Here is a 25,891-nt window from a genome sequence, read left to right on the forward strand (position 1 = left end):
CGACGGGGACCACACGCGGCGCGCGAGCCGGCCGCCTGCGCGACGCGACCCGGCGCGGGCGACGCGCACCGCGCCTCCGGCGCTACTTCGCGTCGAGCGGCAGCAGGATGCCCTTGACGCGCGGGTCGGTCGCGAGGAACTCCTGCACGGCCGGGTCCTTGAACGCCTCGACGAGCTTCTGGATGTTGGCCGAGTCGGCGAAGTCGCTGCCGATGGTCAGCTGGCCGGCGAACTCGTCCGGAGCGGCCGGCGCGAAGATCTGCTGCTCGATCGGCACGCCCGCGGCGAGGTAGTACTCCGTGTAGCCGACCGCTGCGTCGAGGTCGGGCAGCGCTCGCGACTGGGCCGCGAAGTCGAGCAGCGTGAATTTGAGGTTCTTCGGGTTCGTGGCGATGTCGTCCTGCGTCGCGTGCGACTTGTCGACCCCGCTCTTGAACGTGATCAGCCCGGCCCGCTCGAGCACCCAGAGCCCCTGCGCCTCGTTCGCCGGGTCGGAGTACAGCGACACCGTCGCCCCGTCGGGCAGCTGATCGGGGCTCGTGTACTTCGACGACCACAGCCCGAAGCCCCAGCGGAAGACGGGCGTCGCCGCCTCCTCCTTGAAGTCGGGGTTCGACGCGAGCACCTGGCTCAGCCAGAGCTTGTGCTGGTAGACGGTCCCGGCGATCTCGCCGTCGCTCACGGCGCGGTTGATCGTGTTGCTGTCGCTGAGTCCCTTGAACGCGACCGTGATGCCGTACTTCGGCGCGACCTTCTCGGCGACGAACTGGACGAGCGCCTGCTCGGAGGCGTTGCCCTCCGCGGTCGCCACGGTCAGCGTGGCCCCGGCCTCGGTGTTGGCCGACCCCGGAGTCGACGCGAACGGGATGATCACCGACGCCGCCGCGGCGGCCAGGACGGCGGCTCCGGCGACGAACCAGGGCCAGCGCCTCCGCTTCTTCAGCTCGAAGCCGTGGTCGTGGTCGGAATCGGGGGTGGAGGTGGGGGTGTGGTCGGTCATGGCAGTCCTTGGGAAGAGAGTGGGATGAGAAGAGAAGGAGGTGCGGGTCAGCCGGCGACGGCGGCGACCGGTGGCAGGTCGGTCGCCCGACGCCGCCACCAGCGACGCCGCGCGATCGGCTCCGGGCTGGTCGCCCGCACCGCGGCATCGCCGAGCAGCTGGACGACCGCGACCGTGGCGACGAGCAGCACGATCGTGACGATCATCACCGTGTGGTCGAAGCGCTGGTAGCCGTAGGTGACCGCCACGTAGCCGATGCCGCCGGCGCCGATCGTGCCGGCGATCGCCGAGTACTCAATCATCGCGATCGTGTTGATCGTGAGGCCGCCGATCAGGCTGGGCAGCGCCTCCGACAGCTGGGCGGTGCGGACGATCTGCAACCGCGAGGCCCCGCTCGCCGTCGCGACGCGGATGCGGTCGGACGGCACGCTCCGCAGCGAGTTCTCGACGATCCGCGTGAAGAACGCGATGCCCGCGATCGACATCGGCACGACGGCCGCCGCGATGCCGATGTTCGTGCCCGTGACGAACCGGGTGAACGGCACGATCGACGCCATCAGGATCAAGAACGGCAGCGACCGCCACACACTGATCACGGCGCTCAACACGGTGTGCACCGGAGCGTTCGGCACGAGCCCGGCCGGCCCGATGTTGTGGATCAGCGCCCCGAGCGGCACCCCGACCAGCACGACGATCGCCATCACGATACCGACCATCACGAACGTGTCGCCGAGCGCCGGCAGCACCAGCGCGGGGATCTTAGCGAGCGGCACCGAGTTGTCGTAGGCCGCCGACGGGGTCGCCCCCGCGGCGAGGAGGGACGGGACGAGAGGAGGGGCGGTGAGGATCATCGGACGAGCTCCGGGTCGAGGGTGGCGGGGGCGGTGACGCGGGCCGGGGTGGGCGCGGCCGGGCGGGCCCGGAGCCCGAGCGCGGCGGCGACCCCGGGCAGGCGCGGGCCGGCCGTCTCGGGGACGGCGACGGTCGCGTGTCCGACGATCGCGCCTCCGACGGTCTCGATCGACGCGCCCAGGAGGGACACCGTCGCCCCCACCGACGCGCCGAGCCGCGCGGGCCAGTCGGACGGCACGTCGTCGGACACGTAGTCGAGACGCCAGGTGCTCGTGCCGTCGGGCGCGGCAGCGGCGGAGCGAACGGGGCGGAGGGCGGCTCCGAGCGGGGACGACGGCTCGCGGAGCAGGTCGAGCACGCGGCCGCGCTCGACGATGCGCCCGTGGTCGAGGCGCGCCACGCTGTCGGCGATCTGCAGCACGGTGTCCATCTCGTGGGTGATGAACAGGATCGACAGGCCGAGATCGTCGCGGAGCTCGCGCAGCAGTCCGACGATCGACGCCGTCGACGCGGGGTCGAGACCCGAGGTCGCCTCGTCGGAGAGCAGCACGCTCGGGCGCAGGGCCAGGGCACGGGCGATGCCGACGCGCTGACGCTGGCCGCCCGAGAGCTCGTGGGGGCGGGCGTCGGCGCGGTGCGCGAGTCCGACGCGGTCGAGCAGCTCGGCGACGCGGCGCTTCGTCTCGACCTTCGTGACTCCGAGGTACTCGAGCGGCAGCGCGACGTTCTGGGCCGCGGTGCGTCGGCCGAACAGGCCGTCGGACTGGAAGACGGTGCCGATCCGTCGCCGCGCCACCCGCAGATCGCGCTCGCCGAGACGGGTCAGGTCGTCGCCGTTGACCACGACGGAGCCCGACGTCGGCCGCTCGAGCAGCGTCACGCACTGCGCGAGCGTGCTCTTGCCCGCGCCGCTCGGGCCGACGACGGCGGCGATCTCACCCGACGCGACGGAGAAGTCGACGTGGTCGAGCACGGTGGTGCGCGTGGCGGCGGTCTCGTAGACCTTCGTCAGGGCGTCGAGGCTGATCACGGTGATCCTCCCGGGGGTCGGCGGGCATGCGCCCCGCGGGGTTCCACGAGGTGCGGCCGAGCATAGGGAGGCGCGGTCGAGCAACGAAAGCATCGCGTCTTTGCATGACGCTGGGAGTCGGTTTGTGACGCGGGTTCGGCGTCGCGGCGGCACCGGCCCGCTCGTGTCAACCGGACGCACGGCCTGTGATGTCAGTTGCTCATGTGACTGTGGACACATGCGGACGGAGAGCAAGAAGGTAATAGACGATGACGTGGAACCCATCCCGGTTTCTCGAGTTCATATCAACGTGCTGATCCTTCTTGCTACCGCCGTGCTCTTCATGATGATCAGTTGGTGTGCAGGCGTCGCGGATCTTCCTCGATCGGGTGGAAACCCTCGATTCGATTGGATGCCTCGCGCCGGTGCGGATCTCAGCGACGTCGGAAGATCGGCCATTTTGCAGTTTCCTGGATGGGCCTTGGCCTTGCTCGGGCTCACGGTCGGCGGGCAGGTCGTCCTTCGCGCCGAAAGGGCGAGGTCAAGCCTCCGCCGCGTGCTCGGACTTTTGGGAGGACTTCTCGCGCTCACCGCCCTCGCCATCGTCGTACTAGCGGTCGCTGCTGTCTTCGCTGACGTCGACACCCTTTCCACGCTTCTTGTCGTGATCCCTGTCGGGGCTATCACGTGGGGCGTCGCGGTGGAATGCGCTCGTTTCGTGGCTCCCGCCTTTAACGCCCAACGTGATATCGCCGTGGCCCAGCTGCGGCGGGTTCTCGATCAACGAGCGCGAGCACCTCGACCCACGTCGACGACGCTCCGCGCCTACTCCTGCCTCGTCGTATGGGCAGCAGGCGTGGGACTCATGGAGGCAGCGGTTCTCTGGCCGGTTTCACTTCGGGCAAGCGCTACCGGGTTTGCGCTGGCGACGGCCGTCGTCGGTATCGCCCTCTTCCTCCTCGCGAACTTCACCTCCTCGACCTTGGTTCAGGAATCTCAATCGACGCGGATATGGACGCGATGTTGGGCCTCTGTCTTCTACGTCTGCCTTGTTCTCGTCGCTGGCTTGAATCTCATGGTTCTGGTCCCGTCCGCGGCCCTCGGGACGGCCGTCGTCTTTCTCATCGGCTTGCTCGTGCCCACGGCCTTCGTTCGTCTACCCACGACTGCACCGCAACGCCTTATCGATTGCTCGCTGGGCGGTGCTCTTGCTCGAATTCTGCACGACGACCTCGCGCGAAGTGAGCGCACGGCGCGTCACCGCCTGGCGGATCTAGACGCGCACGCTCGTGAGGCAACAGGACCTGGGGTGCTGGGCCGATTGATTCGGGCCGTCGAGGCCTTCCGTCACTGACCGATCGCCGTTTCGAAGGCGTCAACGAATTGCCGCACGGCGATGACGGCGTCGAGAGCGAGGTCGGCTTCGCTCTCCGATGATCCTGCTGCACGGGACTCCGCCGCGTAGTGCCGAGGCCCGTCGCTCTGCAGATGTGTGTAGAGACCGATCGCTGCACGAATATCGTGCCGGGGGTCGCGATGCCACGCAGCGTCGGGGTGTGAGGCGGCTGCGGCAGATAGTGCTACAGCGGTCGCTGACTCACGAACGCCATTGACGACGACGTAGGCGAAATCGTAGAGATCTTTCGCCTTTCCTCGTCCGACGATCGCCGCTGCCTTGGCCGCGAGGTACCCTCCGACTCCCGCTACCCGCGCGGTCTTTCCGCCGAAGTCCGCGACTCGAGTGTTGCGAAGCGCTGGCCCGGGGCCCTCGAGATTCATGGCTGTGACCGCGAAGGTGCCGGGGAGAACGATCTCTTGGCCCTGCGAGTCGGGGACGTCGGTAAGGAACTCGACGACGACAGGAAAGCCATCGACGTCCGTCAGCCATCGCCAACCCGTGCCCTCGTTCGCGCGGCTGAATCCGGCCGCTTGGAGGGCGATTTCGAGCCAGCCGAAGTCATCGTCATCTTGGTCGTACTGCAACGCAAGCGGGAGCAAGACATCGACGTCGAGGGTGCCCTGATGTGGCTCGTCCCCGTCGACGAGGGTGTCTGGAACGAGACCACCGATCAGGACCATGTCCTGCCAGTGGGGGCCTACGGCGTCGAGCAGTCGAGCGAACGCACGTGAAGCCAGATCGCGGGTTCGCCGATCGCGTGATTCAGCTGGTGCCATCTCAGAAACCTATGGCCGTGTCTCTGAGATGAGTCGCGCTCTCTTCCCCGCGGACGCCGTCGCGAAGGAGGTCGGCATAGACGCGAATGTAAGAGGCGAGCTGAAACTCGCGACGGACGTGCGCGTCCCTCACGATATTGGTCGCGTTGTCGATGACCTCGATCCGATTCGATTCGGGCGACGGCGTCATGCCTGCGGACCGCAAGAGCGACGCGTCATCTGCGTTATCGAGACGACCGTCGAGGTAGCAGCGAAGAGTGGTGACGGAGGAGGAGAAGGGGGCGACCAGCGAAGCAGCGAAGCGACCGCCAAATGCGATCCGCAAGCCGAAGGCGGTACGGAGAGCAGCTGCCGACTGCTCGGGATCTCGGTGGAACGAATGGACGTGCACGGGGCGAACGGCGGCACTTGCCCATGCCGACCAGGAGTCGAGCATTGCCGACGGGTTCGACAGGTGACGTCGGGCGGAGGGCCCACGGGACGCGCTTCGAGGTGTTGTCCAACCCAATCGATCGAATTCACGGAGCGCATTCGAGGCCGACCCGAGCGACCGACCTGATCTCCGAGCGAGCTCCATCGTGAGTGGAATGGGGTCGCTGTTCGCACTCACGTGATTCACCAAAATGGTCTCGGCCACAGAAGCGATGGCGGGAGACCAGCGTGGCCCCCCCTCGGGTCTGACCTCGCCCTTCGGCATCGAGAATCCGTCCCGTTCCACGACGACATTGCCGAGTTGCAGGTTCGCGGCGCCGTCGGCGGAAATCCAGCTCAGACCAGGTTCGGCGACGAGCCGGCGGGCGCCCTGCGAGAAGCTTTTCGCGGCGACGATGGTGGGGTTGGTCATCGACTGCGGAAGATGGCGCAATGCTCGTTCTACATCACGAGGGAACCCCGACCCCGCCCACACGAGATCGACGGGCAGTGTGTCGCCGTTCGGCATGCCGATCTCGACGTTGGCTCCATCAGGTGCCTGAGCAGCACGAATCCGCAACTGGGGGAGCGCGGCTTGCAGCAGGTGTAGAGCCTGTTTTTCAAGGTAGAGCACTTTTTCACTGTACAGTGAAAAACTCCCTTTCGTGAAAAACTACACGTCTTACAGAACAAGCCCCGTGCGTGTCAACCGGTTGCCACGAGGAGGCGCGGCGCCCGCGATCAGCGCGCGGCCGGCCCCGTGGACTCCCGCCGGACGAGCACCGTCGGGACCGGGCCCTCGTCGACCGACATCGGGCGGCCGTCGTCCGGGCCGAGGGCGTCCAGCAGTTTGCCCATCGCCCGGGCGCCAATGCTGCGCAGCTCGGTCTTGACGGTCGTCAGCGAGGGGGAGGTCAGACTCGCCCCGAAGATGTCGTCGAAGCCGACGATGCTGAGCTCGTCGGGCACGCCGACCCCCGCCTCCTTCGCGGCCTGCATCAGGCCGATCGCGACGAGGTCGTTGTACGCGACGACGGCCGTGACCCCGGAGGCGCGCACCCGGGTCAGGGCATCGGCGCCTCCCTCGATGGTCGGCGACGACGTCGGGATCTCGACGATGCGCATGCCGAGGGCGGGGGCGGCGGCGAGCAGATGATCCCAGCGGCGGCGGCCGATCCAGGCGAGCTCGGGGCCGGCGAGGTACGCGATCGACCGGTGACCGAGATCGTGCAGCAGCTCGAGGGCGGCGTCGATGCCGGGCGCGACGTCGGACACGACGCTGTCGACGCCGGGCACGGCGCGGTTGATCAGCACGACGGGCTTCGCGGCGGCCAACGACAGGATCTCGTCGTCGGTGAGCCGCGTCGTCGCCAGTACGAGCCCACCGACGGACGGCAGGAGCCGGGCCGCCTGCTCGGCCTCGCGGGGCCCGGACTCCTCCGACTCGGACAGGATCAGCGTGTACCCGTGATCGGCCGCGAGGTGCTCGGCGCCGCGCACCATCTCGAAGAACACCGGGTTCGTGAAGTCGGCGACCAGCATGCCGAGGGTGCTGCTGCGACCGGTCGGCAACGCGCGGGCCATCGGGTTGAAGCGGTACTGCAGCTCGTCGGCCGCGGCCTGCACCTTCATCTGCGTGCGCGGGGTGATGCGCCCGGGCTTGCCGAGCGCGCGGGACACCGTCGACGGCGCGACCCCGGCGAGCTTCGCGACGTCGTAGATCGTGGGCGCCGAGCCCGCACGGCGGCGGGGCGGGGCGGGCGCCTCGCCCGGCGTCGCGTCCGGCGTCTCGTGCGTGCTCTCGGCTGCGCTCTCGGCCGTGCTCTCGTCCGGAGGCGCGGCGGCGGCGTCGAGGTCACGGGTCATGTCTCCACGATCTCACTGTGTGGGTGCGCGACGCGCCGCAACACGTCAGCGCTGCACCCGGTCGGGGAACGACGTGTCGTAGACGCTCTGGATGGTGCGCAGTGTCTTGGCCGCCTCCGGGCCGTCGATCCAGAAGGGCCGCCCGGCGGCCACGGCGTCGTAGAAGTCCGTGATGAGGGCCGCGTGCGAGACGCCCCAGTACGAGCGCGCGCCCTCCGCGACCGGGGCCGCGACGGTGAGCTCGCGCCCGTCGGCGTAGGTCACGACGAGGTCGTCCCGGAGGCGCGCCACCGCCGTGTCGGTCACGATCTCGAGCTCGACGGGAGAGTTGCGGCCATGTGCGAGCGTTGCGTAGAACGCCGTGGTGACGCCGGATTCGTGTGTCAGCAGCATCTCGGCGGTGTCCTCGACCTCGATGACGTCGCCGAGCCTCCGGGTCGCGGCGTGCCCCTCCACCCCGACGACGTCACCGAGCAGCCACTGCGCGAGATCGAGCGTGTGGATCGCCTGGTTCATCAGCAGCCCGCCCCCGGCCGTCGCCCAGGCGCCGCGCCACGGGGCGGCCGCGTAATACCCGGAGGTGCGGTGCCAGATCACCGTCGCCGCTGCGGCCGTCGGGGTGCCCAGTTCGCCCTCGTCGAGCAGTCGCCGGAGGGCGAGCACGGGCTCGTTGTACCGGTTCTGGAAGCAGACGCCGAGCATCGCCGACGAGGCCTCGGCAGCCGCCAGGAGGGCGTCGGCCGCCGCGTTCGAGTCGGCCACGGGCTTCTCGGTGAGCACGTGCACGCCCCGCTCGAGCGCGTCGATCGCGACGGGCGCGTGCAGATGATGCGGCAGGCAGACGTGCAGTACGTCGAGACCGGCCTCGTCGAGCATCGTCGACCAGTCGGCGAACGGGGTCGCCCCCTCGGCGGGGCCGCCCGGCGCGACGGCGGTCGCGAGACGGTCGGCGTCGACGTCGCAGACCGCGACGAGCTCGACGTCGGGGAGCCCGGAGAGGGCGTCAAGGTGAAGGGCCGAGATGTCACCCAGGCCGACGACCGCGGAACGGAGGGGCGCGTGGTCGACCCGGCCCGCGCCTCCGGCCGTTCGTCGATCTGACATGGGTCACCGCTCTCTGTCTGCTCGTGCACGGCGTCTGCTCGTACACCGTCTGCTCGCGTCATCGGGAGCCGGACCGGTCGAGACCGGGCGGCACCGCCGACGATATCCGCCTGGTCACGGTCTGGCAACCGATTGACAAAACCAGGGGACCGAGACGTAGGCTGACCGCACCAGTCATGGACCAAGGAGGATTCATGCCGAAGATCGGTGTCCAAGCGATGATGCTCAAGGACGATTTCGCGGAGGCGGGGCCGTTCGAGACGCTCCGGCGGGTGTCGGAGATCGGGTACCACGCGGTCGAGGTCTCGCAGATCCCGATGACGCCGGACAACGTCGCCGAGCTGGGGCGGGCCAGGGACGAGCTCGGCATGGACATCGCGTCGCTGTCGGCGGCGCTCGACTCGTCGTCGAGCGCGAACAACGACTCGCTCGCGGACGACTTCGACAAGATCGTGGCCGACGCGCAGACTCTCGGCGCGAGCATGGTACGGATCGGGATGCTGCCGATCCCCGCGATGGCGAGTCTCGACCGGGTGCTCGAGTTCTCGGATCGGACGAACGCCTACGCCGAACGGTTCGCCGAGCACGGGATCGACCTGTACTACCACAACCACCACATCGAGTTCACGAAGTTCGACGGGCGCTACATGCTCGACATCATCGCCGAGCGGGCGCCGAGGGTCGGGCTCGAGATCGACGTGCACTGGGTCGCCCGCGGCGGCCTCGACCCGGCACGGACGCTCGAGAAGTACCGCGGCCGCGTCGCGATGGTGCACCTCAAGGACTACCGCGTCGCCCTGCTGCCCGATCGGGCCTTCGCGGCACTCGACGCCGGCGACCACGACGCGTTCACGGAGGCGTTCACGTCGAACATCCAGTTCGGCGAGGTCGGCGAGGGCAACCTCGACTTCCCGGGGATCATCACGACGGCCGGCGAGGTCGGCGCGAAGTACCTGCTCGTCGAGCAGGACCAGCGCTACGGCCGCACCGCCCTCGAGTGCCTGCAGACGTCGTACGACAACCTCGTCGCGATGGGCTTCGCCGAGCTCTTCTAGCGCGCCGCCCGCGCGGCCGGCGCGGCCGCCGCCGCGCGTTCGCCCAGACACCCAGAAGTCGCCGAGACACCCCGGGATTCGTGGGTGTCTCGGCGACTTCGGGCTGTCTCGGCGTCAGCCCGCGCCGCCGAGGCGGGCGAGCAGGCCCGCGGCCAGCGCCGTCCGCTCGACCATGCCGTCGATCGAGATCCACTCGTGCCGGGCGTGGGCGCCGTCGCCGACCGCGCCGAGGCCGTCGAGCACGGGCAGGCCGAGCGCCGCGGCGAAGTTGCCGTCGCTGGCGCCGCCGACGGAGGTCTCCTCCACGGCGGTGCCCTGCTCGGCCGCGACCTGCTGGGCCACGGCGAAGAGTGCGGCGGTGCCGTCGCTCCGAGCCATCACGGGGCGGTTCCAGCCACCCTCGACCGAGATGCCGGCCGCCGCCTTGCGCGGGGTCAACGCCGCGAAGGCCGCGTCGATCCGCTCCATCTCGGGCGCGGCGGTCACCCGCACGTCCACCGACGCCCGGGCGACACCGGCCGTCACGTTCGACCGCGACCCGCCCGACATCGTGCCGACGTTCACGCTCGTGCCGGCCGCGAGGTCCGCCGAGCCGTGCAACGTCAGGATCACGCGCGCCATCTCGTCGATCGCGCTCACCCCGTTCTCGGGGTCGAGCCCCGCATGCCCCTCGATGCCGCGGGTGGTGACCGAGAACAGGCCGACGCCCTTCCGCGCGGTCTTGAGCGCGCCTCCTGCGCTCGCCTCGAAGACGAGCACGGCGTCGACGCCGGCGACCGCCTCCTCGATCACGGGGCGCGAGGCGAGCGAGCCGATCTCCTCGTCGCCGTTCAGCACGAGCCGGATCGCCGGCAGCGGCAGACCCTGCGACCGCGCGATCGCGATGGCGTGCGTGACCTGGACGAGACCGGCCTTCATGTCGAAGACACCCGGGCCGGTGAGCCGGTCGCCGTCGATCGTGACGGGCCAGTCGGCCAGGGTGCCCAACGGCCAGACCGTGTCGTAGTGACACAGGATCGCGACCCGACCCGTGCCTCCGGCGCTCGCCGCGAAGTCGAGCACGGCGATGTCGCCCTGCGACCCGCCCGCCACGGTGCGCTCGGCCTCGGGCGCGCCCAGGTGCGACGCGACGTACGCGCGCACCCAGGTCAGCCCCGCGGCCAGGGCGGCGAGGTCGTCGGACGGGGTCTCCTGCTCGGCGTAGGCCGTGACGTCGGCGACGAGCTCGGAGCGACGCGCCTCGGCGGCGTCGACGAGCGTGTCGAGCCGGGGGCCGGTCAGCGCGCTCATGCGCTCGCCAACCGATCGAGCTCGACGAGATGGTCGTCGCCCATCTCGATCTCGTGCGTCTCCAGTCGCACGATCGTGTCGACCAACCAGCTCACGAGCGGGGTCGGCAGGCCGTGCCGCTCCGCCGCCTCGAGCACGGGGCCGTACTGCGTCGGCACCTCGGTGCGGCGACCGCGCACGGCGATGTCGCGCCAGATGCCCGAGCGCTTCTTCGTCTGCCGGGCGAGCCAGGCGACGAGGCCGTCGGTCGCGGCATCCGCGCGCGCAGCCTCGGCGGCGTCGCCGCGAGGACCAGCCGAGGAGGCACGGGTCGCGTCACCCGCACCCGTCGCGTCGCCGAGACCCGCGTCGCCCAGAGCCGCGTCGCCCAGATACTCGTCCGGCAGGAACGCGTCGAATCCCTCGAGCACGATGCCCTCGGCCCGCGCGACGGTGAGCACCTCGCGGACGAGCGCGTGCATGCCGACGCGGTGACGGTCGATCAGGTCGCCCATGTCGTCGTCGGCCAGGGCCGTCGCGACGAGCATCGACCCGAAGCCGAGCTTCGACCACAGGAACCCCTGGACGTTGTCGGACACGACGGGGCTGCCCCAGTGCCGCAGATCCGACGCGAGGGTGTGCACCCGCTCGCTCGCGCCTCCGGAGTATTCGCCCAGCGCGATGTCGCCGATGCCGCCGTCCTTGACGACACCCGGCGCGATCACGTCGGCGAACAGGTCGACGAACGCGGCGACGGTGCGCTCGGCGCCGATGTGCCGCGCGATCGTCGCCTCGTTGAGGCCGTTCTGCATCGAGACGACCCAGCCGTCGTCGGCGAGGCGCGGCGCGATCCACGCGGCGACGCCGTCGGTCGCCTGCGCCTTGACGGCGAGCAGCACGGCGCCGAGCCGCTCGGGGGCGTCGTCGGGGGTCGAGATCGGCATCCGCGCGATCAGCTCGTCGCCCGGCTGTTCGATCCGCAGGCCGTGCTCGCGGATCGCGGCGACGTGCTCGGGGTCGGCGTCGACGAGGTGGACGTCGGCTCCGGCGAGGTGCAGGTGCGCGGCGAGGGTGCCGCCGATCGCTCCGGCACCGACGACGGTGTACTGCGGTGTGGTGGAGGTGGTCATGGGGTTCCTTCCTTGATGCGAGCGCGGATGCGAGCGCGAGCGCGAGCGCGGGCGCAGGCGCGGGCCGGGCGGCGGTACCGCCGACGCTCAGTGCGCGCTGCGACCCAGATCGGCGGCGCTCGTGGCCGCCCAGTGCTCGGGCAGGCGCCAGGCTCCGGTCGACGAGCCGCCGTCGACGCGCAGCACCTCGCCCGTGATCCACTCGGCCTCGTCGCCCGCGATCCAGGCGACCGCGCGTGCGATGTCGGCCGGGCTGCCCCGTCGGCCGAGCGGGTTGTCGCCGACGGCCTCCGCGTACTCGTCGGTCACCGGGTTGACGGCCGAGTCGACCGTCACGAACCCGGGTGCGACGGCGTTCACGCGGATGCCGTACCGGCCGAGCTCCAACGCGGAGGCGCGGGTCGCCGCCTCGAGAGCGGCCTTCGACGTCGAGTACGGCAGGGCACCGGGGCGCGCCCGCAACGCCGCACCCGACGAGATGTTGACGACGCTGGCACCGCGGCCGGCCTCGATGGCCCGCCGCGCGAGCGCGACCGTCAGCAGCACCGGAGCCCGCGAGTTGACGTCGAGCACCAGGTCCCAGGTCGCGGCGTCGAGGTCGAGAAACGGGGTCGCCGGGTAGACGCCCGCGCTCGAGACGAGCACGTCGACGGGCGCGGTCGCCCATGCCGACCCGATCAGCGCGTCGGCCGCGTCGCCGTCGCGCAGGTCGACGGTCGTCGTGGCACACGCGGAGGCGCCGGCCGAGAGGGCGAGGGACGCGGTCTCCTCGAGGGGGTCGGCGTTCCGATCGGCGATCGTCAGCGCCTCGCCCGCGCGGGCGAAGGTGAGCGCGATCTCCCGTCCGATGCCGGAGCCGGCCCCGGTCACGAGCACGTGCCGCATCAGTCGAGCACCTTGCCCTTCGTCTCGGGCATCGTCAGGTAGACCACGAGGCCGATGGCGGCGGCCGCGGCGGCGTACGCCCAGACCCAGCCGCCGTATCCGCTCGTGTTCATCCAGGTGGTGATGTAGGGCGCCGTGCCGCCGAAGATCGCGACGGCCAGGGCATAGGGAAGGCCGATGCCGGTGGCCCGCACCTCCGGCGGGAACTGCTCGGCCATGATCACGGCGCAGTTCGCCGAGTACCCGACCAAGAACACGATGCCGATCAGCTCGATGGCCAGCAGGGTCCAGAAGTTGCCGTCGAGCAACGTGAACGCGGGCCACGCGAACAGCAGGAATCCACCGGCGAAGGCCGCCATGGTCGGCTTGCGGCCGATCGTGTCGGACAGGATGCCGCCGAACGGCAGCAGGCAGATGAACACGACCATCGCGATGACGTTCGCGAGCAGCGCCTGGTTGAGCGGGATGCCCGTCGTGACCGCCGCATACGTCGGCATGAAGTTGACCCACAGGTAGTAGAGCAGCGTGCCCGCGATCGTGATGCCGAAGACCCGCAGCGTGGCCTTGGGGTGGTCCTTGACCATGCGCACGAACGCGTTGCGGCGGTCGGCCGAGCCGGCGCTCTCGACGCGGCTGACACCGGTCGCGAACGACGTCGTCTCCTCCACCGAGCGACGCAGCCACAGGCCGACGAAGCCCAGCGACGCGGCCGCGACGAAGGCGATGCGCCAGCCGTAGCTGTCGACGGCCTCGGCCGGCAACGCCGTCGTGATGACGTAGCCGAGCGCCGATGCGATGAGCACGCCGGACGCGACCGACACCTGCTGCCACGACCCGGCGAACGCGCGCCGCTTGGGCGCCGCCGACTCGACGAGGAAGGCCGAGGCCGAGCCGAACTCGCCGCCCGCCGCGAAGCCCTGCGCGAGGCGGGCCAGCACGAGGATGACCGGGGCGAGGTAGCCCACCTGCGCGAATGTCGGCGAGATGCCGATCACGAGCGTCGCGCTGGCCATCAGCGTGATGGTGAGCAGCAGGCCCTTCTTGCGGCCGTGCCGGTCGGCGTAGCTGCCCATGACGGCGGCGCCGATCGGTCGCATGATGAAGCCGACGGCGAAGATCGCCAGCGTCGACAGCAGCGCGGCGAGGTCGTCCCCGGGCGGGAAGAAGTGGTGGGCGAAGATCGACGAGAACGTCGAGTACAGCGCCCAGTCGACGAACTCGACGGCGTTGCCGATGCTGCCGGCGACGATGGCCTTGCGGCCCTTGGGGCTGAGCTTCGTGTCGTGCACGGACTCGGTTGCGCTTGCGGTTGTGCTCATGTGCGGTCTCTCTCGAGGGGGACGTGAGTGGTGCGGGGGAGGATGGTGCGATGCACCGGGAGGCGCGGGTCGCGGGGGAGGCGCGGGTCGCGTCTAGAGGAGGCGCCCGACGTGCGCCGCGAGGTCGGCGTGCGTGCCGAACCAGACGTCGTCGACCCGGCGGATGTGCGCCAGCAGGTCGTCGAGGATGCGCAGGCGCGACCGGTGGCCGATGATGTGCGGGTGCAGGGTGAGCTGGAACAGCCCGCCCTCGGCACGCGCGCCCTCGAACTCGTCGATCCAGATCTGCAGCAGGTCGCGCGGCGGCATGTGCGGTCGGAGGCCGCCGAAGCGATCCATCATCAGATAGGGCGCGTCGTCGCGGATCCACTCGACGGGCAGCTCGACGACACCGGTGCGCTCGCCGCGTTCGAGCAGCTCGTACGGCTCGGTGTCGGCCATCAGCGAGGAGTCGTACGCGAAGCCGAGCTCCCGGATCACGGCGAGCGTCGACCCGGAGAAGTCCCACGACGGGGTGCGGATGCCGACCGGGCGCTGCCCGATCTGCCTCTCGAAGACCTCGATCGCCCGCGACGTCAGCTCGAGCTCGTCGTCGTGGCCGAGCGCGGTGTTGCGCTCGTGGATCCAGCCATGGACGGCGACCTCGTGACCGGCGGCGACGTAACCCGGCGCCTCCTCGGGGCGGAGCAGCGCGCAGACGGCCGGCATGAAGAAGGACGCGGGCACCTCGTGCCGGGCCAGCAGGTCGAGGATGCGCGGCACGGCGTGACGGGCGCCGAACTCGCCCTGGGCCATGCGGCCCGGCGAGGTCTCACCGTCCCGCAGGGCGGGGGTCTCGTGATCGGAGTCGAACGAGATCGCGACGGCGACCTGCGCGCCACCCGGCCAGCGGAGGGCGGGGTCCGTGTCGACGAGCGATCGACCGGCACGGACGAACTCGACGTGCCCGCGCCACTCCGACTCGCTCCACTGCCACGGTTGCTGCTGTTCCATGAGGTTCCTCCTGGCGCTGTCACTGACCTCGATGTCACCGACGTAGGTCACTGTAGAAAGAAATACAATCAGACTCAAGCGAAATGGTTGTTTCCGTCGCATTTCAACCTCGAAACGGTTGGATGAATCAGGAGGCGCGGGTCGGCGACGTCCGCCCCTCGCGTCGCGCCCGTATCCTGAGGCCGTGCCACGCCTCGTGTCCGCTGCCGGCCAGCCGCAGCCCCTCCTCGACGAGACCGACCTCGACATCGTCGCGGCCATGCACGTCGCACCGCGCGTGCCCACGGCGGCGCTCGCCGAGATCGTCGGGTTGCCGGTGAGCACCCTGAGTCGGCGACTCGTCCGCCTGCAGGAGGAGCGCCTCCTTCGTGTCGTCGGCCGCTTCGCGTGGGAGCTGATCACGTCCAGCAACCCCTACGAACTCTGGATCACGTCGGCGCCCGGCCAGTCGCGCGCGGTGCTGACGGAGCTGTTGCGCATCCCCGACGTGCAGTTCGTCGTGCAGACGAGCGGGCCGGCCGACATCTACGCGAATCTCTTCCCGCTGAACGGGTCGGACCACGAGGAGCTGCTCGCGAGCGTCATCCCCTCCATCCCCGGGGTGCGGGCGATCGACAGCCGGCTCATCCTGGAGCCGGCCAAGGTCGGGCTCGCCTGGCGCTACCGCCGCCTCGACGACGACCGCGTCGCACGGCTCGAGAAGCACGCCGCCGTCACCGCGCAGCCACCGCTGCACGACCTCGCGCAGCTGAGCGAGTTCGAGTTCGAGACGATGCGGATGCTCGGCGCGAACGGCCGGGTCACGGCCGCCGAGGTCGGACGGACGCTCGGTGTGTCGGCCTCGACCGCGGCCCGGGCGATCAGGTTGCTGCTGCAGACCGGAGCCGTGACGCCGCGGGTCGAGATCCAGTCCGACCTGATGGGGTACCCGCTGCACGGACTCGTGTCGATCGACGTGCAGCCGCGCGACATCCCGCGCACGCTCGAGCGGGTGGCGCTGCACCCGAGTGTGCGGCTGCTCTCGACGGTCACCGGGTCGGTGCCGATCAGCCTGTCGGGCGTGTTCACCGGGCCCGCGGATCTCGCGGCGTTCATCCGCGACGACCTCGGGGCGATGCCGTGGGTCCGCTCGATCCAGAGTGTCGCGGGGCTCGGGTTGCGGCGGCGGTACTGGATCGACCGCGACGGCTCGCGTCTCGGGGCGCAGGTGCCGAACGTGCTGCGTCGCTGACGCCGGTCCTCCGATCGAGATGACCCGTCGGGTCGATGTTTCGACGGAACATCGACCGAACGGGTCACTTCGTTCGAGTCGTGTGATCGAGATGACCCGTCGGGTCGATGTTTCGCGTCAACATCGACCGAACGGGTCACTTCGTCGGGGTCGACGACGCCGACGGCACGGGCCAGACGTACTCGAGATCGGCGGGCTCGTCGCCGAAGACGTCCGTGTAGAACTCGGGCATCTTCGCGAGCAGCTTGGAACGGTGCGAGCGGTGCACGTCCTCCCGCCCGAACCACGGAGGCATCTCGTACTCGCCGCTGCGGAACGCGGCCGCGTCGTCGGGCACCTCGTCGAGCGTCGCGAGCGTCTTCTCGAGACACGTGTCGGCGAACCCGCGTTCGGCCCACACGGCGCACGTCTCGACCTGGTACGCCATGAGCGCCGGCCGGTACCCGCGCCACATCGCCGTCACCGGGTGACTCTGCCAGCCGTAGCCCGGCACGACGAGTGCCCGCATCACCTGCAGTGTCTCGACCCGCTGCTTGCCGAGCCGCTTGTCGTCGAGCACCTCGACACTCGCGCGCAGGCCGGGGTACGGGAGGAACGTCTGCATCCCTCCACCCAACACGCTCCGGCGCGAGCCGCCCGCCCCCGCATCGAGGTGTCGCGTCGGGTCGATGTTCGGCCACGACATCAGTCCGACGCGACACCTCGATGAGACGGGGAGGAGCGGGACATCAGGAGGCGCGGGTCACGAACCCGAGACCGTCGAGGCGACCGCGCCGACGGCCGAGGCGACGATCGCGGACGAGACCACGAACACACCCACGACGACCACGATGTAGACGACGAGCGGCGCGAGCCCGCGGCCCGTGCGTCGCTTCACGACGACGCTGCGCCCGATCACGTAGACGAGCGACAGGAACGCCCACGGCCAGGGGAAGGGCCGGTCGATGCCGCGGTTGCGCAGGGTCCGCCAGTCGAAGAACGCGAGCACGACCGTGAGTGCGTACGCCGCCCAGCTGATCAGCTGGCCGATGAGCAGCCCCGGGGGCGTCGGCATCATCGGTACCGCGCCCGTGGACGGGTCGGCGCCCGCCTCGGCGACTCGCATGATGTCGGAGAGATAGGCGTGCAGATCGACCATCGTGAAGATCAGCAGGCCGGTCAGGGGCAACAGCACGATCACCCAGAAGAACGGCGTCGAGGGCGACACGTCGGTGCGACGCGGCTGCCCCGGGTCGGAGCCGCCGGGGTAGCTCGGCTGCCCCGGGTACGCGGGCTGCTGTGCGGGATACGCCGGGCCACCGGGCTGCTGGTCGCCGCCGGGGTACGAGGGATGCGTCATCAGAGGTCCGTTCACGTCGTCGTGCAGGTGTCCGACCACGCTAGCCGGTGACCGGGCCGGGCGTCCCGGCTCTCCGCTGGGCGGACGGGAGGGTCTAGGTTCTTTCCAGGCGACCACGGGGGTCGATCGAGCACAGGGAGGTGCGATGGCGACACCGGCGTGGCTCACGAGCATCCGTCGGCGGCCCGCGGGCGCGCTCTCGCTCGTCGTGCTCTCCGCCCTCGCCGTGCTCGTGTCGGTGCTCGCCCCGACGCTGCTGCGCTCCGTCGAGCAACTCGGCCTGGCCGAGGCCACGTCGAGCGCCCACCTCGACGACACGGCCATCGTCAGCGTCGCCGACGTCGACCCGGGCCGCATGGTCGTCGCCGCGTCGAACGCCCGGGCGGTCGTGTCGTCCGTCGAGAGCGAGACGATCTGGCGCGAGCCCGTCGTGGCCGCCGAGTCGGGGAGCCCCGTCACGTGGGTCTCGACCCGGGACGCGTCGGCCACCGGCTCCACCCGCGTCGCGGGTCTCTACAACACCGACTGCGGCGACGTCGTGCTCGTCGCGGGTACGTGCCCGAAGGCGGCGACGGACGTCATGGTCCCGGCGACCGACGACGGCGTCGTCCCCGGCGACGTCCTCTCCGTGACCGCCGACAACGGCGTGACGCAGCTGACGGTCGTCGGCCGCTACGACACCGCCCGGGGCGACGGCCGGTTCTACGCGGCGCCGTCTCGGGCCGTGAGCGTCGACGCTCCGGTCAGCAGCGACCTCGTGCTCACGTCGAGCGGCTTCGACCAGCTGCTGCTCACGTCCAAGGCCTACGCGGCCCTCGTCCTCGCCCGCCCCCTCGCCCTCGACGACCTCGACACGGTGTACGCCGACCTCGACACCGCCCGCGAGGCGACGCTCGGTCAGGCCGGCGCCGACTCCGGCGCCGAGTTGCGCACCCGACTGGCCGACGTGCTCCGCCGCGACGCGGCGCAGGCCGACGCCGCGACGATCCTCGCCGCGGTCACCGCGTTGCAGGCCCTCGCTCTCGCCTGGTTCGCCGTCGCGCTCGTCGTGCAGAGACTCGCCCGCGTGCGCTCGGCCGAGTGGGGGCTGGCCCGGCTGCGTGGCACGACCCGACGCCGCTGGCTCGGCATCGTGTTCACCGAGCCGGCGCTCGCGGTGCTCGTCGGCGGCGTGCTCGGGGCGCTGGCCGGCTGGGCCCTCGTCGTCGTCGTCGTGCGGGGGTGGCTCGGCGCGGACGTGCCGGTCGAGCCCCTCCAGCCGCTCGTCGTCGGCGCCGCGGCCCTCGCCGTCGTCGGCTCGCTCGTCGCGCTCGCCGCGGCCAGCCTCCGCTCGGCGCGGGTGCCCCTCGACGAACTGCTCGCCCGCTCCGCCGAGCCCCGCCGACTCGGCCGCCTCGCTGTCGTCGTCCAGGCCGGCCTCGCACTCGTCACGGTGGTCGTGCTCGCCAGCGCCGTCACCCAGTCCGACGCGACCGGGCCCGGGGTCGCGCTGCTCGCGCCGAGCCTCGTCGCCGTGCTCGTCGGCGTGATCGGCCTGCGCGTCGTCGCGCTCGCCGTGGGGCGCTCGACGTGACGACCGCCGCGGACGCTGTCGTCCCTCCTCGTGGTCCGCCGTCTCGGTCGCACGCCGTCGGTGCTGACCGCGGCCGTGCTCGTCTGCCTCGGCGTCGCGATCGCCGGCTGGTCGACCCAGGTCGCGACGACCGCCGACCGACTGCAGATCGACCGGGCCCGCGCCTCCGTCGGGGCGGCCACGGCGCTGACCGTCGCGGTGCCCGGCGATGTCCCGTTCGTCGACGCCGTGCGCGCCGCCGACCCCGACGGCCGCAGGGCGATGGCGGTCGACGTCTTCGAGCGCGGTCAGGGCGTCGGGAGGTTGGTGGCCGTCGACTCGTCCCGGCTCGGTGCCGTCTCGGCCTGGTCGAGCGCGTGGAGCGACGCCGGCACCCCCCAGCGGCTCGCGAGCTTGCTGGCGCCGGAGGTCGCCGACTCCGTCGAGCTGACCGGGTCGAGCGTGTCGATCGACGTCGACGGCGTTGCGACCGCGGCTCCGTCCGGCTACAGCGGCGACCAGTTCGTCACGGATCTCGACGACGTCTCGCTGCGCCTCGTCGTGCAGTCGGCGGACGGCTGGCACACCGTCGACTTCGGCTCGCCGCGCGACGGCACACTGACGAGCGTGCCCGGACGGTTCCCCTGCGAGACCGGCTGCCGGGTCGTCTGGTTCGGCGCGACCGCCTCCCGCGCGACGACCCCGCCGTTCGGGGTGCAGCTGCGCCTCGCCGGTATCTCGACCGACCGTCAGAGCGCGGCCGAGTTGCAGCCCGTGCTGAGCGAGAAGCGCTGGCACGACCGGATCGGCGACGACGTCGACTCCCAGCGACCGGCGAGGGCCACCGTCACCGACGCCCCCGACGGCGGCCTGGCCCTGCGTCTGATCGACGAGCAGGGTGCCAACACGTCGTCCATCGCGCCGTTCGACGCCCCCGAACCGCTGCCCGCCCTGGTCGCGCAAGGCACACCCGTCTCGCCGCTCGCCGGCGTCGACGACGGGATCGTCGGCATCGGGCCCGACCTGAGCGAGCGGGCACTGGCCGACGTCGGCCACGCGCGCATCCTGCCGCGGATCGGTGGCGAGGGAGTCATGGTCGACCTCGGCATGCTCGAGCGGATCAGCGACCCGGCGAAATCCGGGGCGAGCCACGAGGTGTGGCTCGCGCCCCTGTCGAAGACCGAGGAGGCGCGGGTCGTCGACGACCTGGCACGTCAGGGCGTGCAGGTGGTCGCCTCGCGCTCGCTCGCCACGGTGACGGAGGAGTACCGGCGCGCGTCGACGCCCCGCGCCTCCTCGGCGACCGTCGTGGTCGGGGCCGCGTCGCTGCTGCTGACGCTCGCGGCGACCGCCGCACTGCGGATCGTGTCGGCGCCGTCGCGTCGCCGCGACCGCGAGGCGCTCGAAGCCGCCGGCGTACCCCGGCGGCGGCTGCGGCTGCTGGCGGCGCTCGAGACGTTCGTGCCTCCCGCCGTCGGGGTCGTGCTCGGCGTCGGCGCGGGACTGCTCGCCTACGTGGCCACCGTGTCGGGGCTGCCGCTGCTCGTGGGCGTCGGACGGACGCCGCCGCCCGAACTCGCGCCGGCTGCCTGGCCGCTCGTCGCGATCGGGCTCGGGATGCTCGCGCTCGTCGCCGGGATCGCCGGGGTGGCCGCGCGGGTCGAGGTGCCGCGGGACGGCGTCCGGCGGGGCGCGCGGGGCTCGGTCGGCGCGGGGGCTCGGGGTGCCGGCTTGGCCCGCGGTGACGGTCGCGCCGGTCCCGGCAGCGGTATGCACGGCACCCGCCGCGCCCGTCGCGACCCCGTCCGTCGCCGCTCGCACCCTCGACCGCCCGGAGGCACCCCGTGACCGACATCGCTCTGCTCTGCCAGGGGCTCGTGCACGTCTACCGCGAGGCGGGCACCGACGTCGCGGCCCTGCGCGGCATCGACCTGCTCGTGCCCGCCGGCCAGCGACTCGCCGTGCTCGGCCCGTCGGGGTCGGGCAAGTCGACCCTGCTGTCGATCGTGGCGGGGGTGACGCGTCCGTCGGCGGGGCGGGCGGAGGTCTTCGGCACCGATCTGGCGACGGCGAGTGCGGCGCAGGTGCGGAAGCTGCGCCGCGGCACGCTCGGCCTGATGATGCAGGGCGCGTCGGCGAACCTGCTGCTGCACGAGGACGCCGCCGGCAACCTCGCCTGGGCCGCCGGCCGGTCGGCCCGGGAGGACACGCACGTCGGTCGCCGCGTGCTGCGCTCGGGCGGGCTGTCGGGCGACCGGCGCCCTGTCGGCGAGATGACGCCGACCGAGCAGCAGGTCGTGGCGTTGGCCGTCGCGCTGGCGCCGCGGCCCCGGCTGCTGCTGGCCGACGAGCCGACCAGCCGGCTCGGGCCGACCGCGCGCGACGCCCTGCTCGACCTGCTCGTCGAGACCGCGGACGCGGCGGGGACGGCCGTGCTCGTCGTGACGCACGACGACGCGGTGGCGCAGCGCATGCAGCGGATGGTGCACCTGCGCGACGGTCGCGTCGGCGAGGAGGCGACCGCCGCCGGCCGCTGGTCCGTGCTCGGCACCGACGGCTCGCTGCAGTTGCCGCAGGCCCTGCGCGCCGACTGGCCCGACGGCGCGCTCGTGTCGGTCGAGCAGGTGGGCGACGGCGAGCTGCGCGTGCGCCGCGTCGCGGACGAGGAGCTGTCGTGACCGACCACACCACCGAGGAGGCACGGGTCGCCGACCAGGGGCTGCGCCTGGTCGGTCTCGTCGTGCGTGCGCCCGACGGCTCGACCTCGGAGCCGATCGACCTGCACGTCCCGCCCGGCACGAGCGCCGAGTTGCCCGGCGGGCCGGACGGTGTGCCGACCGCCGTGCTGCGTGTCGTCGCCGGACTCGACGCCGCGGTGCGGGGGCGGGTGGAGCTGCCCGCCGGGGGTACCGGACTCGTGACCCGGCAGCACGAGCTGATCGGCTCGCTCACGGCTGCCGAGAACGTCGCGGTGTCGCTGATGGCTCGCGGCGGGCGGGTGCCGGACTGGGCCGACATCGAGTCGGTGCTCGACCGTCTCGGTGTGCCCGAGGCGAGTCACCACAACCTGCTCGAGCAGCTCTCGGGGGGTCAGCAGCAGCGCGTGGCCGTGGCGCGGGCGCTCATCGGGCAGCCCGCGGTGCTCTGCCTCGACGACCCCACGAGCGAGCTCGACCCGGCCGGCGCCGCGCTCGTCTGGGCGCAGGTCGACGAGGCGCGGCGGGCCGGGGCCTGCGTGCTGACGACGGCCGTGGTCGAGGGCTGACCCGCGCCTCCTCGGGCCGGCCCGTCTCATCGATGTGACCCGTCGGGCGCATGTGTGCGCGAAACATCGACCGGACGGGTCACTTCGTTGGAAGAGGTCTCTCCCCGTCTCATCGATGTGACCCGTCGGGCGCATGTCTGCGCGAAACATCGACCGGACGGGTCACTTCGTTGCGGAGACGAGGGGACGAGAGAGACCAGGGCGGAGAGGGCTACCGCGGCGTGACCGCCAGGCTGCGGAAGCTCGCCGGGATCGCGAGCGTCCGCACCCCGACCGTGCCCGTCGTCCCCGTGCACCCGGTGTCGAGGTAGCTCGCCGAGGTCTGCGCCCCTCCGTTCGTCGCCTGGGCCGTCGCCGTGATGCGGCAGCCGACCATCTCGACCGTCAGGTGCTGCCATTCGCCCTGTGTCACGGTGGCCGCCAACGGCGTCCGGACGAACTCCGTCCATCTGCCGGCGTCGTGCCGGCCGATGATCAACGACGTGCTCGAGATGCCCGCGTAGTAGCCGTCGAGCTGGTCCGTGCCGACGCCCGGGTTGCGCACCCGCACGTTGAACCCGGCGTCGAGGTACGACATCGGCGCGGCGTCGAAGCGCACCTCGCCCGTGAGCGACAGGTCGGTCCAGTTCTGCGTCGTCTCGACGGACTTGTTGCCCTTGCCGTCGGCCGTGTTCGAGTAGGTCTCGGCGACCTCGTCGTTCCTCCACGTGCCGCCGTACGTCGTGAATCCGGGCGACAGGCCCGTCTTCCACGGTGAGTTGTACGGGATCTTGGCCGTCGACAGGGCCGTGTCATTCGCCCCGGCCGTGACGGTCACGAACCGCCAGGCACCGCGTGCGTTGAAGTCGCGCAGGCCGATCGCGCCGGCCGTCGGCACGCAATTCGTGTCGATGTAGCGCAGGGAGTTGACGGCACTCGGCCCCGACGCCCCGACCGTGCTCTGCGACAGCGTGATCGTGCAGCCCTTCATCTGGACGACGAGGTGGTACCAGGTATCGAGTGAGACCCCGCCCGGGATCTTCGTCGTCGTGAGGAAGGTGTAGCTGCCGTTGATCGTGCGACCCAGCTCGAGGTTCCCGCTGGCCGTGATGTACGCGTAGTAACCGGTGTAGTTGTCGAAGCCCTTGCCGGGGTTCGTGACCCGCGTGAGCAGACCGACCTGGTCGCCCTCGTCGAGCTTGATGTCGGCCTGCAGGGTGTAGTCGGTCCAGTCGGCGCGCCCGGTCACGGCCTTGTCGCCGTCGTACGCGCTCTTGCACTGGTCGTAGTACATGCCGAATCCGTTGACGACCATCGTCTTCCAGCACGTGGGGTCGTCGTACGTCGTCCACTCCGAGACGCCCGCCGTGCCGCCCGCGAACGTCGACCGGTACGGCAGCTCGTTCGTCGTGCGCCCGAAGTCCGACGCCGTCACGGCCGTGTTCGTGCTGTTCCGCACCGACGCGGTGAACGCGCCCGAGGTGCCCGGCGTCGCCGAGAGCAGGGCGAGCAGCGTGGCCGCGAGCACCAGGGCCGTGACCAGCAGGAGGCGCGGGCCGGGGCGCGAGAGACGTCCCGTCCCCGAGGAGCCGCGCGTCACGGCGCCGCCACCCGTCGGCCGCTCGGCGCGTGGTGCGGGGTCAACCCGACCGTGAGGCACCAGATCAGCGGCAGGCAGCTGACGGCGGCGAAGGCGATCCAACCGGCCACGTCGAGATGCGGGGCCAGCGTGATGAGGCTGCCCGTGCCTCCTGAACTGGTGCCGGCGAGTGTCAGCTCGCCGACCTGGCCGCTCGTCAAGACGGTCGACACGCCCTCGGGGGTGGTCAGGCGGATCGGCATGACGCCGGTCGAGACGACCGTCGCCGTGCCGCCGTCGCCGGTCGGCGCGGACGTGGTCGCGAGCACCGTCGCGGCGATGAACGGCTTGAGCAGAGCGGATGTCCCGGCGACGACCAGGGTGCCGCCGAGCACGCGCAGGGCCGAGCGGTGCGGGCGCGAGGTCACGAGCAGGGTGAGGGCCCAGACCACTCCGGAGCCGAGGGCGAGCCAGGGCAGGGCCCGGACGATCCAGCCGACCCCCGGCAGGACGAGGTCGGCCCGGCCCACGATGTCGCGGTCGCCGATGGTCCACGGGTCGGCCACCTCGGAGGCGTCGCCGCGGGTCGAGACGCCGGCCGCCGTGATGTCGACGACACGGTGCGTGAACGTGGTGGCCTCCCGCTCGGGCGGGCGGAACGTGACGATGTCGCCGACGCGCAGCTCGTCGACCGTTGCCGGCGACGTCACGACGAGCGTGCCGACCGGCGCGGCGGTGCCCATGGAGGCGGTCCGCACGACGTAGCTGCGGACACCGGCCAGGTGCAGCGCGAGGAGCGCGACGAGGACGGCGGCCGCGACGGCGATCGTGATGGCGAGGGCCCGGCGGGAGGCGCGGTTCGGCGCGTCGGCGGTGGTGCTGCCGGGCGTCTCGGCCGTGGTGGGCGCGGCGGCGCCGAAGAGCGACGACAGGCCGTCGTTCGCGCGTGCGTCGTTCGCGGGCGCACCGGCCGCGGCCTCCGGCGGGTGAGCCGCCGGAGGCGCGGTGCGGGTCAGGCCGTGAACGTCCACGTGAGCGGAACCGAGGCGCTCAGGCCCTGGTAGTCGTTCGTGGCGCCGGGGTCGAGGGTGACGGCGAACGTGAAGGGGACCGACGAGCCGGCGGCGACCGTCGATGGGATGTTGGTGAACGAGGCCGGCGTGGCCGTGCCGAGCGCGGCCAGCGTGCCGGAGAAGACCTGCGACGTCCCGGTCTTGATGACGACGGTCATCTTCGCGCAGATGTCGGAGGCGGTGCCGTTCGTCGATCCGTTCGTGCCGCGCTGGCAGGTACCGGCAGGCAGCAGCGTGAACGTCGAGGCGGCGAGCGTGCCGGTGTTCTTGATGACGACGTCGGTGGTCACGGTGGTGCCCGGGGTCATCTGCGTGCTGCCGCCGAACTTGTTGATCGACGTGCACGACGCGTTCGCATTGCTGCTCGAGACGGTCGAGGCGGGCGAGCTCGTACACGTGGTCTTGCCCGTGCTGCTCTCCTCCATCAGCAGGGTGCCGGTGGCGGCGGTGTTCTGCGAGTTCGTGATGCTGGCTGAGAACGCCGACAGCGTGCCCGACATGGTCAGGGCCACGAGCGACGCGGCGACGAGGCCGGTCACGAGGGCGAGCGGGGTGGTGCGGAGGCGCGCGCGAGCGCGGTGGGACGAGGTCATCGGTGATCCGTGCTTTCGGTCGGGGCGTATGCACTGCGGTCCGGATAGCTGTGATCGAGCCGGGCCGGGCGCTCTGCGACAGAACGATCGGTCCCACACCGGACACTTGTCACAGTAGGTGTGTCCGCAAAAGTGAGGACACCCCAATTCGGGGCGCACCGCTGCGCGGCGCCGGGTGCCGAACACCTCGTTCTGATCAACGCACCTCGTTG

Annotated in this window: 24 protein-coding genes; 7 read left to right on the plus strand and 17 right to left on the minus strand. The window is 71.3% G+C overall.

The window, feature by feature from the left end; translation table 11 throughout:
- Positions 1 to 82: 82 nt before the first annotated feature.
- From ACPEEZ_RS00710 to ACPEEZ_RS00720, 3 genes are read right to left on the minus strand one after another with little or no spacing between them, the layout of a single operon-like run.
- Positions 83 to 1,000, minus strand: coding sequence for a MetQ/NlpA family ABC transporter substrate-binding protein (locus ACPEEZ_RS00710; RefSeq protein ID WP_423921400.1), 918 nt, complete (start codon positions 998 to 1,000; stop codon positions 83 to 85).
- Between the two features lie 47 nt (positions 1,001 to 1,047).
- Complete coding sequence (locus tag ACPEEZ_RS00715) at positions 1,048 to 1,851, minus strand: methionine ABC transporter permease (RefSeq protein ID WP_423921403.1); 804 nt, start codon at positions 1,849 to 1,851, stop codon at positions 1,048 to 1,050.
- Positions 1,848 to 2,882: a methionine ABC transporter ATP-binding protein gene (locus ACPEEZ_RS00720; protein WP_423921405.1), complete on the minus strand. Its 1,035-nt coding sequence runs from the start codon at positions 2,880 to 2,882 to the stop codon at positions 1,848 to 1,850. The genes ACPEEZ_RS00715 and ACPEEZ_RS00720 overlap by 4 nt, the downstream gene beginning before the upstream one ends.
- 253 nt (positions 2,883 to 3,135) lie before the next feature.
- Between ACPEEZ_RS00720 and ACPEEZ_RS00725 the strand changes: the two genes are divergently transcribed.
- Positions 3,136 to 4,215 carry a hypothetical protein gene (locus tag ACPEEZ_RS00725; protein WP_423921408.1) on the plus strand — a complete coding sequence of 360 codons (1,080 nt, stop codon included), beginning with the start codon at positions 3,136 to 3,138 and terminating at the stop codon, positions 4,213 to 4,215.
- Here the strand turns inward: ACPEEZ_RS00725 and ACPEEZ_RS00730 are convergent.
- The 4 genes from ACPEEZ_RS00730 to ACPEEZ_RS00745 all read right to left on the minus strand — a co-directional run bounded on the left by ACPEEZ_RS00730 (position 4,209) and on the right by ACPEEZ_RS00745 (position 8,417).
- On the minus strand, positions 4,209 to 5,036 hold the full coding sequence (locus ACPEEZ_RS00730; protein ID WP_423921410.1) for a hypothetical protein: 828 nt from the start codon (positions 5,034 to 5,036) through the stop codon (positions 4,209 to 4,211). The two genes, ACPEEZ_RS00725 and ACPEEZ_RS00730, sit on opposite strands and share 7 nt — an antisense overlap.
- Before the next feature lies 1 nt (position 5,037).
- Positions 5,038 to 6,081, minus strand: coding sequence for a hypothetical protein (locus ACPEEZ_RS00735; protein ID WP_423921413.1), 1,044 nt, complete (start codon positions 6,079 to 6,081; stop codon positions 5,038 to 5,040).
- A gap of 107 nt (positions 6,082 to 6,188) precedes the next feature.
- On the minus strand, positions 6,189 to 7,313 hold the full coding sequence (locus ACPEEZ_RS00740) for a LacI family DNA-binding transcriptional regulator (protein WP_423921416.1): 1,125 nt from the start codon (positions 7,311 to 7,313) through the stop codon (positions 6,189 to 6,191).
- A gap of 45 nt (positions 7,314 to 7,358) precedes the next feature.
- Positions 7,359 to 8,417, minus strand: a complete 1,059-nt coding sequence (locus ACPEEZ_RS00745) for a Gfo/Idh/MocA family protein (RefSeq protein WP_423921419.1) — start codon at positions 8,415 to 8,417, stop codon at positions 7,359 to 7,361.
- 194 nt (positions 8,418 to 8,611) lie between these two features.
- Here ACPEEZ_RS00745 and ACPEEZ_RS00750 point away from each other — a divergent pair, with 194 nt between their 5' ends.
- On the plus strand, positions 8,612 to 9,472 hold the full coding sequence (locus ACPEEZ_RS00750) for a sugar phosphate isomerase/epimerase family protein (protein ID WP_423921422.1): 861 nt from the start codon (positions 8,612 to 8,614) through the stop codon (positions 9,470 to 9,472).
- Between the two features lie 114 nt (positions 9,473 to 9,586).
- On the opposite strand, the gene ACPEEZ_RS00755 is transcribed toward ACPEEZ_RS00750, so the two are convergent.
- The 5 genes from ACPEEZ_RS00755 to ACPEEZ_RS00775 form a co-directional block, all read right to left on the minus strand.
- Positions 9,587 to 10,762: a M20/M25/M40 family metallo-hydrolase gene (locus ACPEEZ_RS00755; protein WP_423921424.1), complete on the minus strand. Its 1,176-nt coding sequence runs from the start codon at positions 10,760 to 10,762 to the stop codon at positions 9,587 to 9,589.
- On the minus strand, positions 10,759 to 11,871 hold the full coding sequence (locus ACPEEZ_RS00760; RefSeq protein WP_423921427.1) for a ketopantoate reductase family protein: 1,113 nt from the start codon (positions 11,869 to 11,871) through the stop codon (positions 10,759 to 10,761). The genes ACPEEZ_RS00755 and ACPEEZ_RS00760 overlap by 4 nt, the downstream gene beginning before the upstream one ends.
- Before the next feature lie 87 nt (positions 11,872 to 11,958).
- Positions 11,959 to 12,756: an SDR family NAD(P)-dependent oxidoreductase gene (locus ACPEEZ_RS00765; protein WP_423921429.1), complete on the minus strand. Its 798-nt coding sequence runs from the start codon at positions 12,754 to 12,756 to the stop codon at positions 11,959 to 11,961.
- On the minus strand, positions 12,756 to 14,075 hold the full coding sequence (locus ACPEEZ_RS00770) for an MFS transporter (protein ID WP_423921432.1): 1,320 nt from the start codon (positions 14,073 to 14,075) through the stop codon (positions 12,756 to 12,758). Before ACPEEZ_RS00770 ends, ACPEEZ_RS00765 begins: the two co-directional genes overlap by 1 nt.
- A gap of 93 nt (positions 14,076 to 14,168) precedes the next feature.
- Positions 14,169 to 15,068 carry a polysaccharide deacetylase family protein gene (locus ACPEEZ_RS00775; protein WP_423921435.1) on the minus strand — a complete coding sequence of 300 codons (900 nt, stop codon included), beginning with the start codon at positions 15,066 to 15,068 and terminating at the stop codon, positions 14,169 to 14,171.
- Between the two features lie 184 nt (positions 15,069 to 15,252).
- Between ACPEEZ_RS00775 and ACPEEZ_RS00780 the strand changes: the two genes are divergently transcribed.
- A complete protein-coding gene (locus ACPEEZ_RS00780; RefSeq protein ID WP_423921438.1) occupies positions 15,253 to 16,299 on the plus strand; it encodes an Lrp/AsnC family transcriptional regulator in 1,047 nt (348 codons plus the stop codon).
- Positions 16,300 to 16,435: 136 nt separating this feature from the next.
- On the opposite strand, the gene ACPEEZ_RS00785 is transcribed toward ACPEEZ_RS00780, so the two are convergent.
- Positions 16,436 to 16,903 (minus strand): MSMEG_6728 family protein, encoded by a 468-nt coding sequence (locus tag ACPEEZ_RS00785; RefSeq protein ID WP_423921441.1) that lies wholly within the window; start codon positions 16,901 to 16,903, stop codon positions 16,436 to 16,438.
- Between the two features lie 138 nt (positions 16,904 to 17,041).
- A complete protein-coding gene (locus ACPEEZ_RS00790; RefSeq protein ID WP_423921443.1) occupies positions 17,042 to 17,638 on the minus strand; it encodes a hypothetical protein in 597 nt (198 codons plus the stop codon).
- Positions 17,639 to 17,783: 145 nt separating this feature from the next.
- Between ACPEEZ_RS00790 and ACPEEZ_RS00795 the strand changes: the two genes are divergently transcribed.
- From ACPEEZ_RS00795 to ACPEEZ_RS00810, 4 genes are read left to right on the plus strand one after another with little or no spacing between them, the layout of a single operon-like run.
- On the plus strand, positions 17,784 to 19,211 hold the full coding sequence (locus tag ACPEEZ_RS00795) for an FtsX-like permease family protein (RefSeq protein ID WP_423921446.1): 1,428 nt from the start codon (positions 17,784 to 17,786) through the stop codon (positions 19,209 to 19,211).
- 30 nt (positions 19,212 to 19,241) lie between these two features.
- Positions 19,242 to 21,038, plus strand: coding sequence for an FtsX-like permease family protein (locus ACPEEZ_RS00800; protein WP_423921448.1), 1,797 nt, complete (start codon positions 19,242 to 19,244; stop codon positions 21,036 to 21,038).
- Positions 21,035 to 21,868 (plus strand): ABC transporter ATP-binding protein, encoded by an 834-nt coding sequence (locus tag ACPEEZ_RS00805; protein WP_423921451.1) that lies wholly within the window; start codon positions 21,035 to 21,037, stop codon positions 21,866 to 21,868. The genes ACPEEZ_RS00800 and ACPEEZ_RS00805 overlap by 4 nt, the downstream gene beginning before the upstream one ends.
- Positions 21,865 to 22,455 (plus strand): ATP-binding cassette domain-containing protein, encoded by a 591-nt coding sequence (locus ACPEEZ_RS00810; protein WP_423921454.1) that lies wholly within the window; start codon positions 21,865 to 21,867, stop codon positions 22,453 to 22,455. Before ACPEEZ_RS00805 ends, ACPEEZ_RS00810 begins: the two co-directional genes overlap by 4 nt.
- Before the next feature lie 211 nt (positions 22,456 to 22,666).
- Here the strand turns inward: ACPEEZ_RS00810 and ACPEEZ_RS00815 are convergent, their stop codons facing one another.
- The 3 genes from ACPEEZ_RS00815 to ACPEEZ_RS00825 are packed head-to-tail and all read right to left on the minus strand — an operon-like array spanning position 22,667 to position 25,679.
- Entirely contained in the window at positions 22,667 to 24,034 is a 1,368-nt protein-coding gene (locus tag ACPEEZ_RS00815) for a family 16 glycoside hydrolase (protein WP_423921457.1), read from the minus strand.
- On the minus strand, positions 24,031 to 25,044 hold the full coding sequence (locus ACPEEZ_RS00820) for a signal peptidase I (protein ID WP_423921460.1): 1,014 nt from the start codon (positions 25,042 to 25,044) through the stop codon (positions 24,031 to 24,033). Before ACPEEZ_RS00820 ends, ACPEEZ_RS00815 begins: the two co-directional genes overlap by 4 nt.
- Positions 25,026 to 25,679: a hypothetical protein gene (locus ACPEEZ_RS00825; RefSeq protein ID WP_423921462.1), complete on the minus strand. Its 654-nt coding sequence runs from the start codon at positions 25,677 to 25,679 to the stop codon at positions 25,026 to 25,028. The genes ACPEEZ_RS00820 and ACPEEZ_RS00825 overlap by 19 nt, the downstream gene beginning before the upstream one ends.
- Between the last annotated feature and the right edge of the window lie 212 nt (positions 25,680 to 25,891).

Source organism: Frigoribacterium sp. 2-23, assembly GCF_049601585.1.
In the GTDB taxonomy this organism is placed as follows: Bacteria; Actinomycetota; Actinomycetes; order Actinomycetales; family Microbacteriaceae; genus Frigoribacterium.

Excerpts from the sequence above, each read along its gene's own strand:
- ACPEEZ_RS00715 (WP_423921403.1), bottom strand. The coding sequence starts at position 1,851 with ATGATCCTCACCGCCCCTCCTCTCGTCCCGTCCCTCCTCGCCGCGGGG.
- ACPEEZ_RS00770 (WP_423921432.1), bottom strand. The coding sequence starts at position 14,075 with ATGAGCACAACCGCAAGCGCAACCGAGTCCGTGCACGACACGAAGCTC.
- ACPEEZ_RS00750 (WP_423921422.1), top strand. The coding sequence starts at position 8,612 with ATGCCGAAGATCGGTGTCCAAGCGATGATGCTCAAGGACGATTTCGCG.
- ACPEEZ_RS00745 (WP_423921419.1), bottom strand. The coding sequence starts at position 8,417 with ATGTCAGATCGACGAACGGCCGGAGGCGCGGGCCGGGTCGACCACGCG.
- ACPEEZ_RS00825 (WP_423921462.1), bottom strand. The coding sequence starts at position 25,679 with ATGACCTCGTCCCACCGCGCTCGCGCGCGCCTCCGCACCACCCCGCTC.
- ACPEEZ_RS00775 (WP_423921435.1), bottom strand. The coding sequence starts at position 15,068 with ATGGAACAGCAGCAACCGTGGCAGTGGAGCGAGTCGGAGTGGCGCGGG.
- ACPEEZ_RS00730 (WP_423921410.1), bottom strand. The coding sequence starts at position 5,036 with ATGGCACCAGCTGAATCACGCGATCGGCGAACCCGCGATCTGGCTTCA.
- ACPEEZ_RS00740 (WP_423921416.1), bottom strand. The coding sequence starts at position 7,313 with ATGACCCGTGACCTCGACGCCGCCGCCGCGCCTCCGGACGAGAGCACG.
- ACPEEZ_RS00760 (WP_423921427.1), bottom strand. The coding sequence starts at position 11,871 with ATGACCACCTCCACCACACCGCAGTACACCGTCGTCGGTGCCGGAGCG.
- ACPEEZ_RS00785 (WP_423921441.1), bottom strand. The coding sequence starts at position 16,903 with ATGCAGACGTTCCTCCCGTACCCCGGCCTGCGCGCGAGTGTCGAGGTG.
- ACPEEZ_RS00795 (WP_423921446.1), top strand. The coding sequence starts at position 17,784 with ATGGCGACACCGGCGTGGCTCACGAGCATCCGTCGGCGGCCCGCGGGC.
- ACPEEZ_RS00755 (WP_423921424.1), bottom strand. The coding sequence starts at position 10,762 with ATGAGCGCGCTGACCGGCCCCCGGCTCGACACGCTCGTCGACGCCGCC.
- ACPEEZ_RS00765 (WP_423921429.1), bottom strand. The coding sequence starts at position 12,756 with ATGCGGCACGTGCTCGTGACCGGGGCCGGCTCCGGCATCGGACGGGAG.
- ACPEEZ_RS00710 (WP_423921400.1), bottom strand. The coding sequence starts at position 1,000 with ATGACCGACCACACCCCCACCTCCACCCCCGATTCCGACCACGACCAC.
- ACPEEZ_RS00790 (WP_423921443.1), bottom strand. The coding sequence starts at position 17,638 with ATGACGCATCCCTCGTACCCCGGCGGCGACCAGCAGCCCGGTGGCCCG.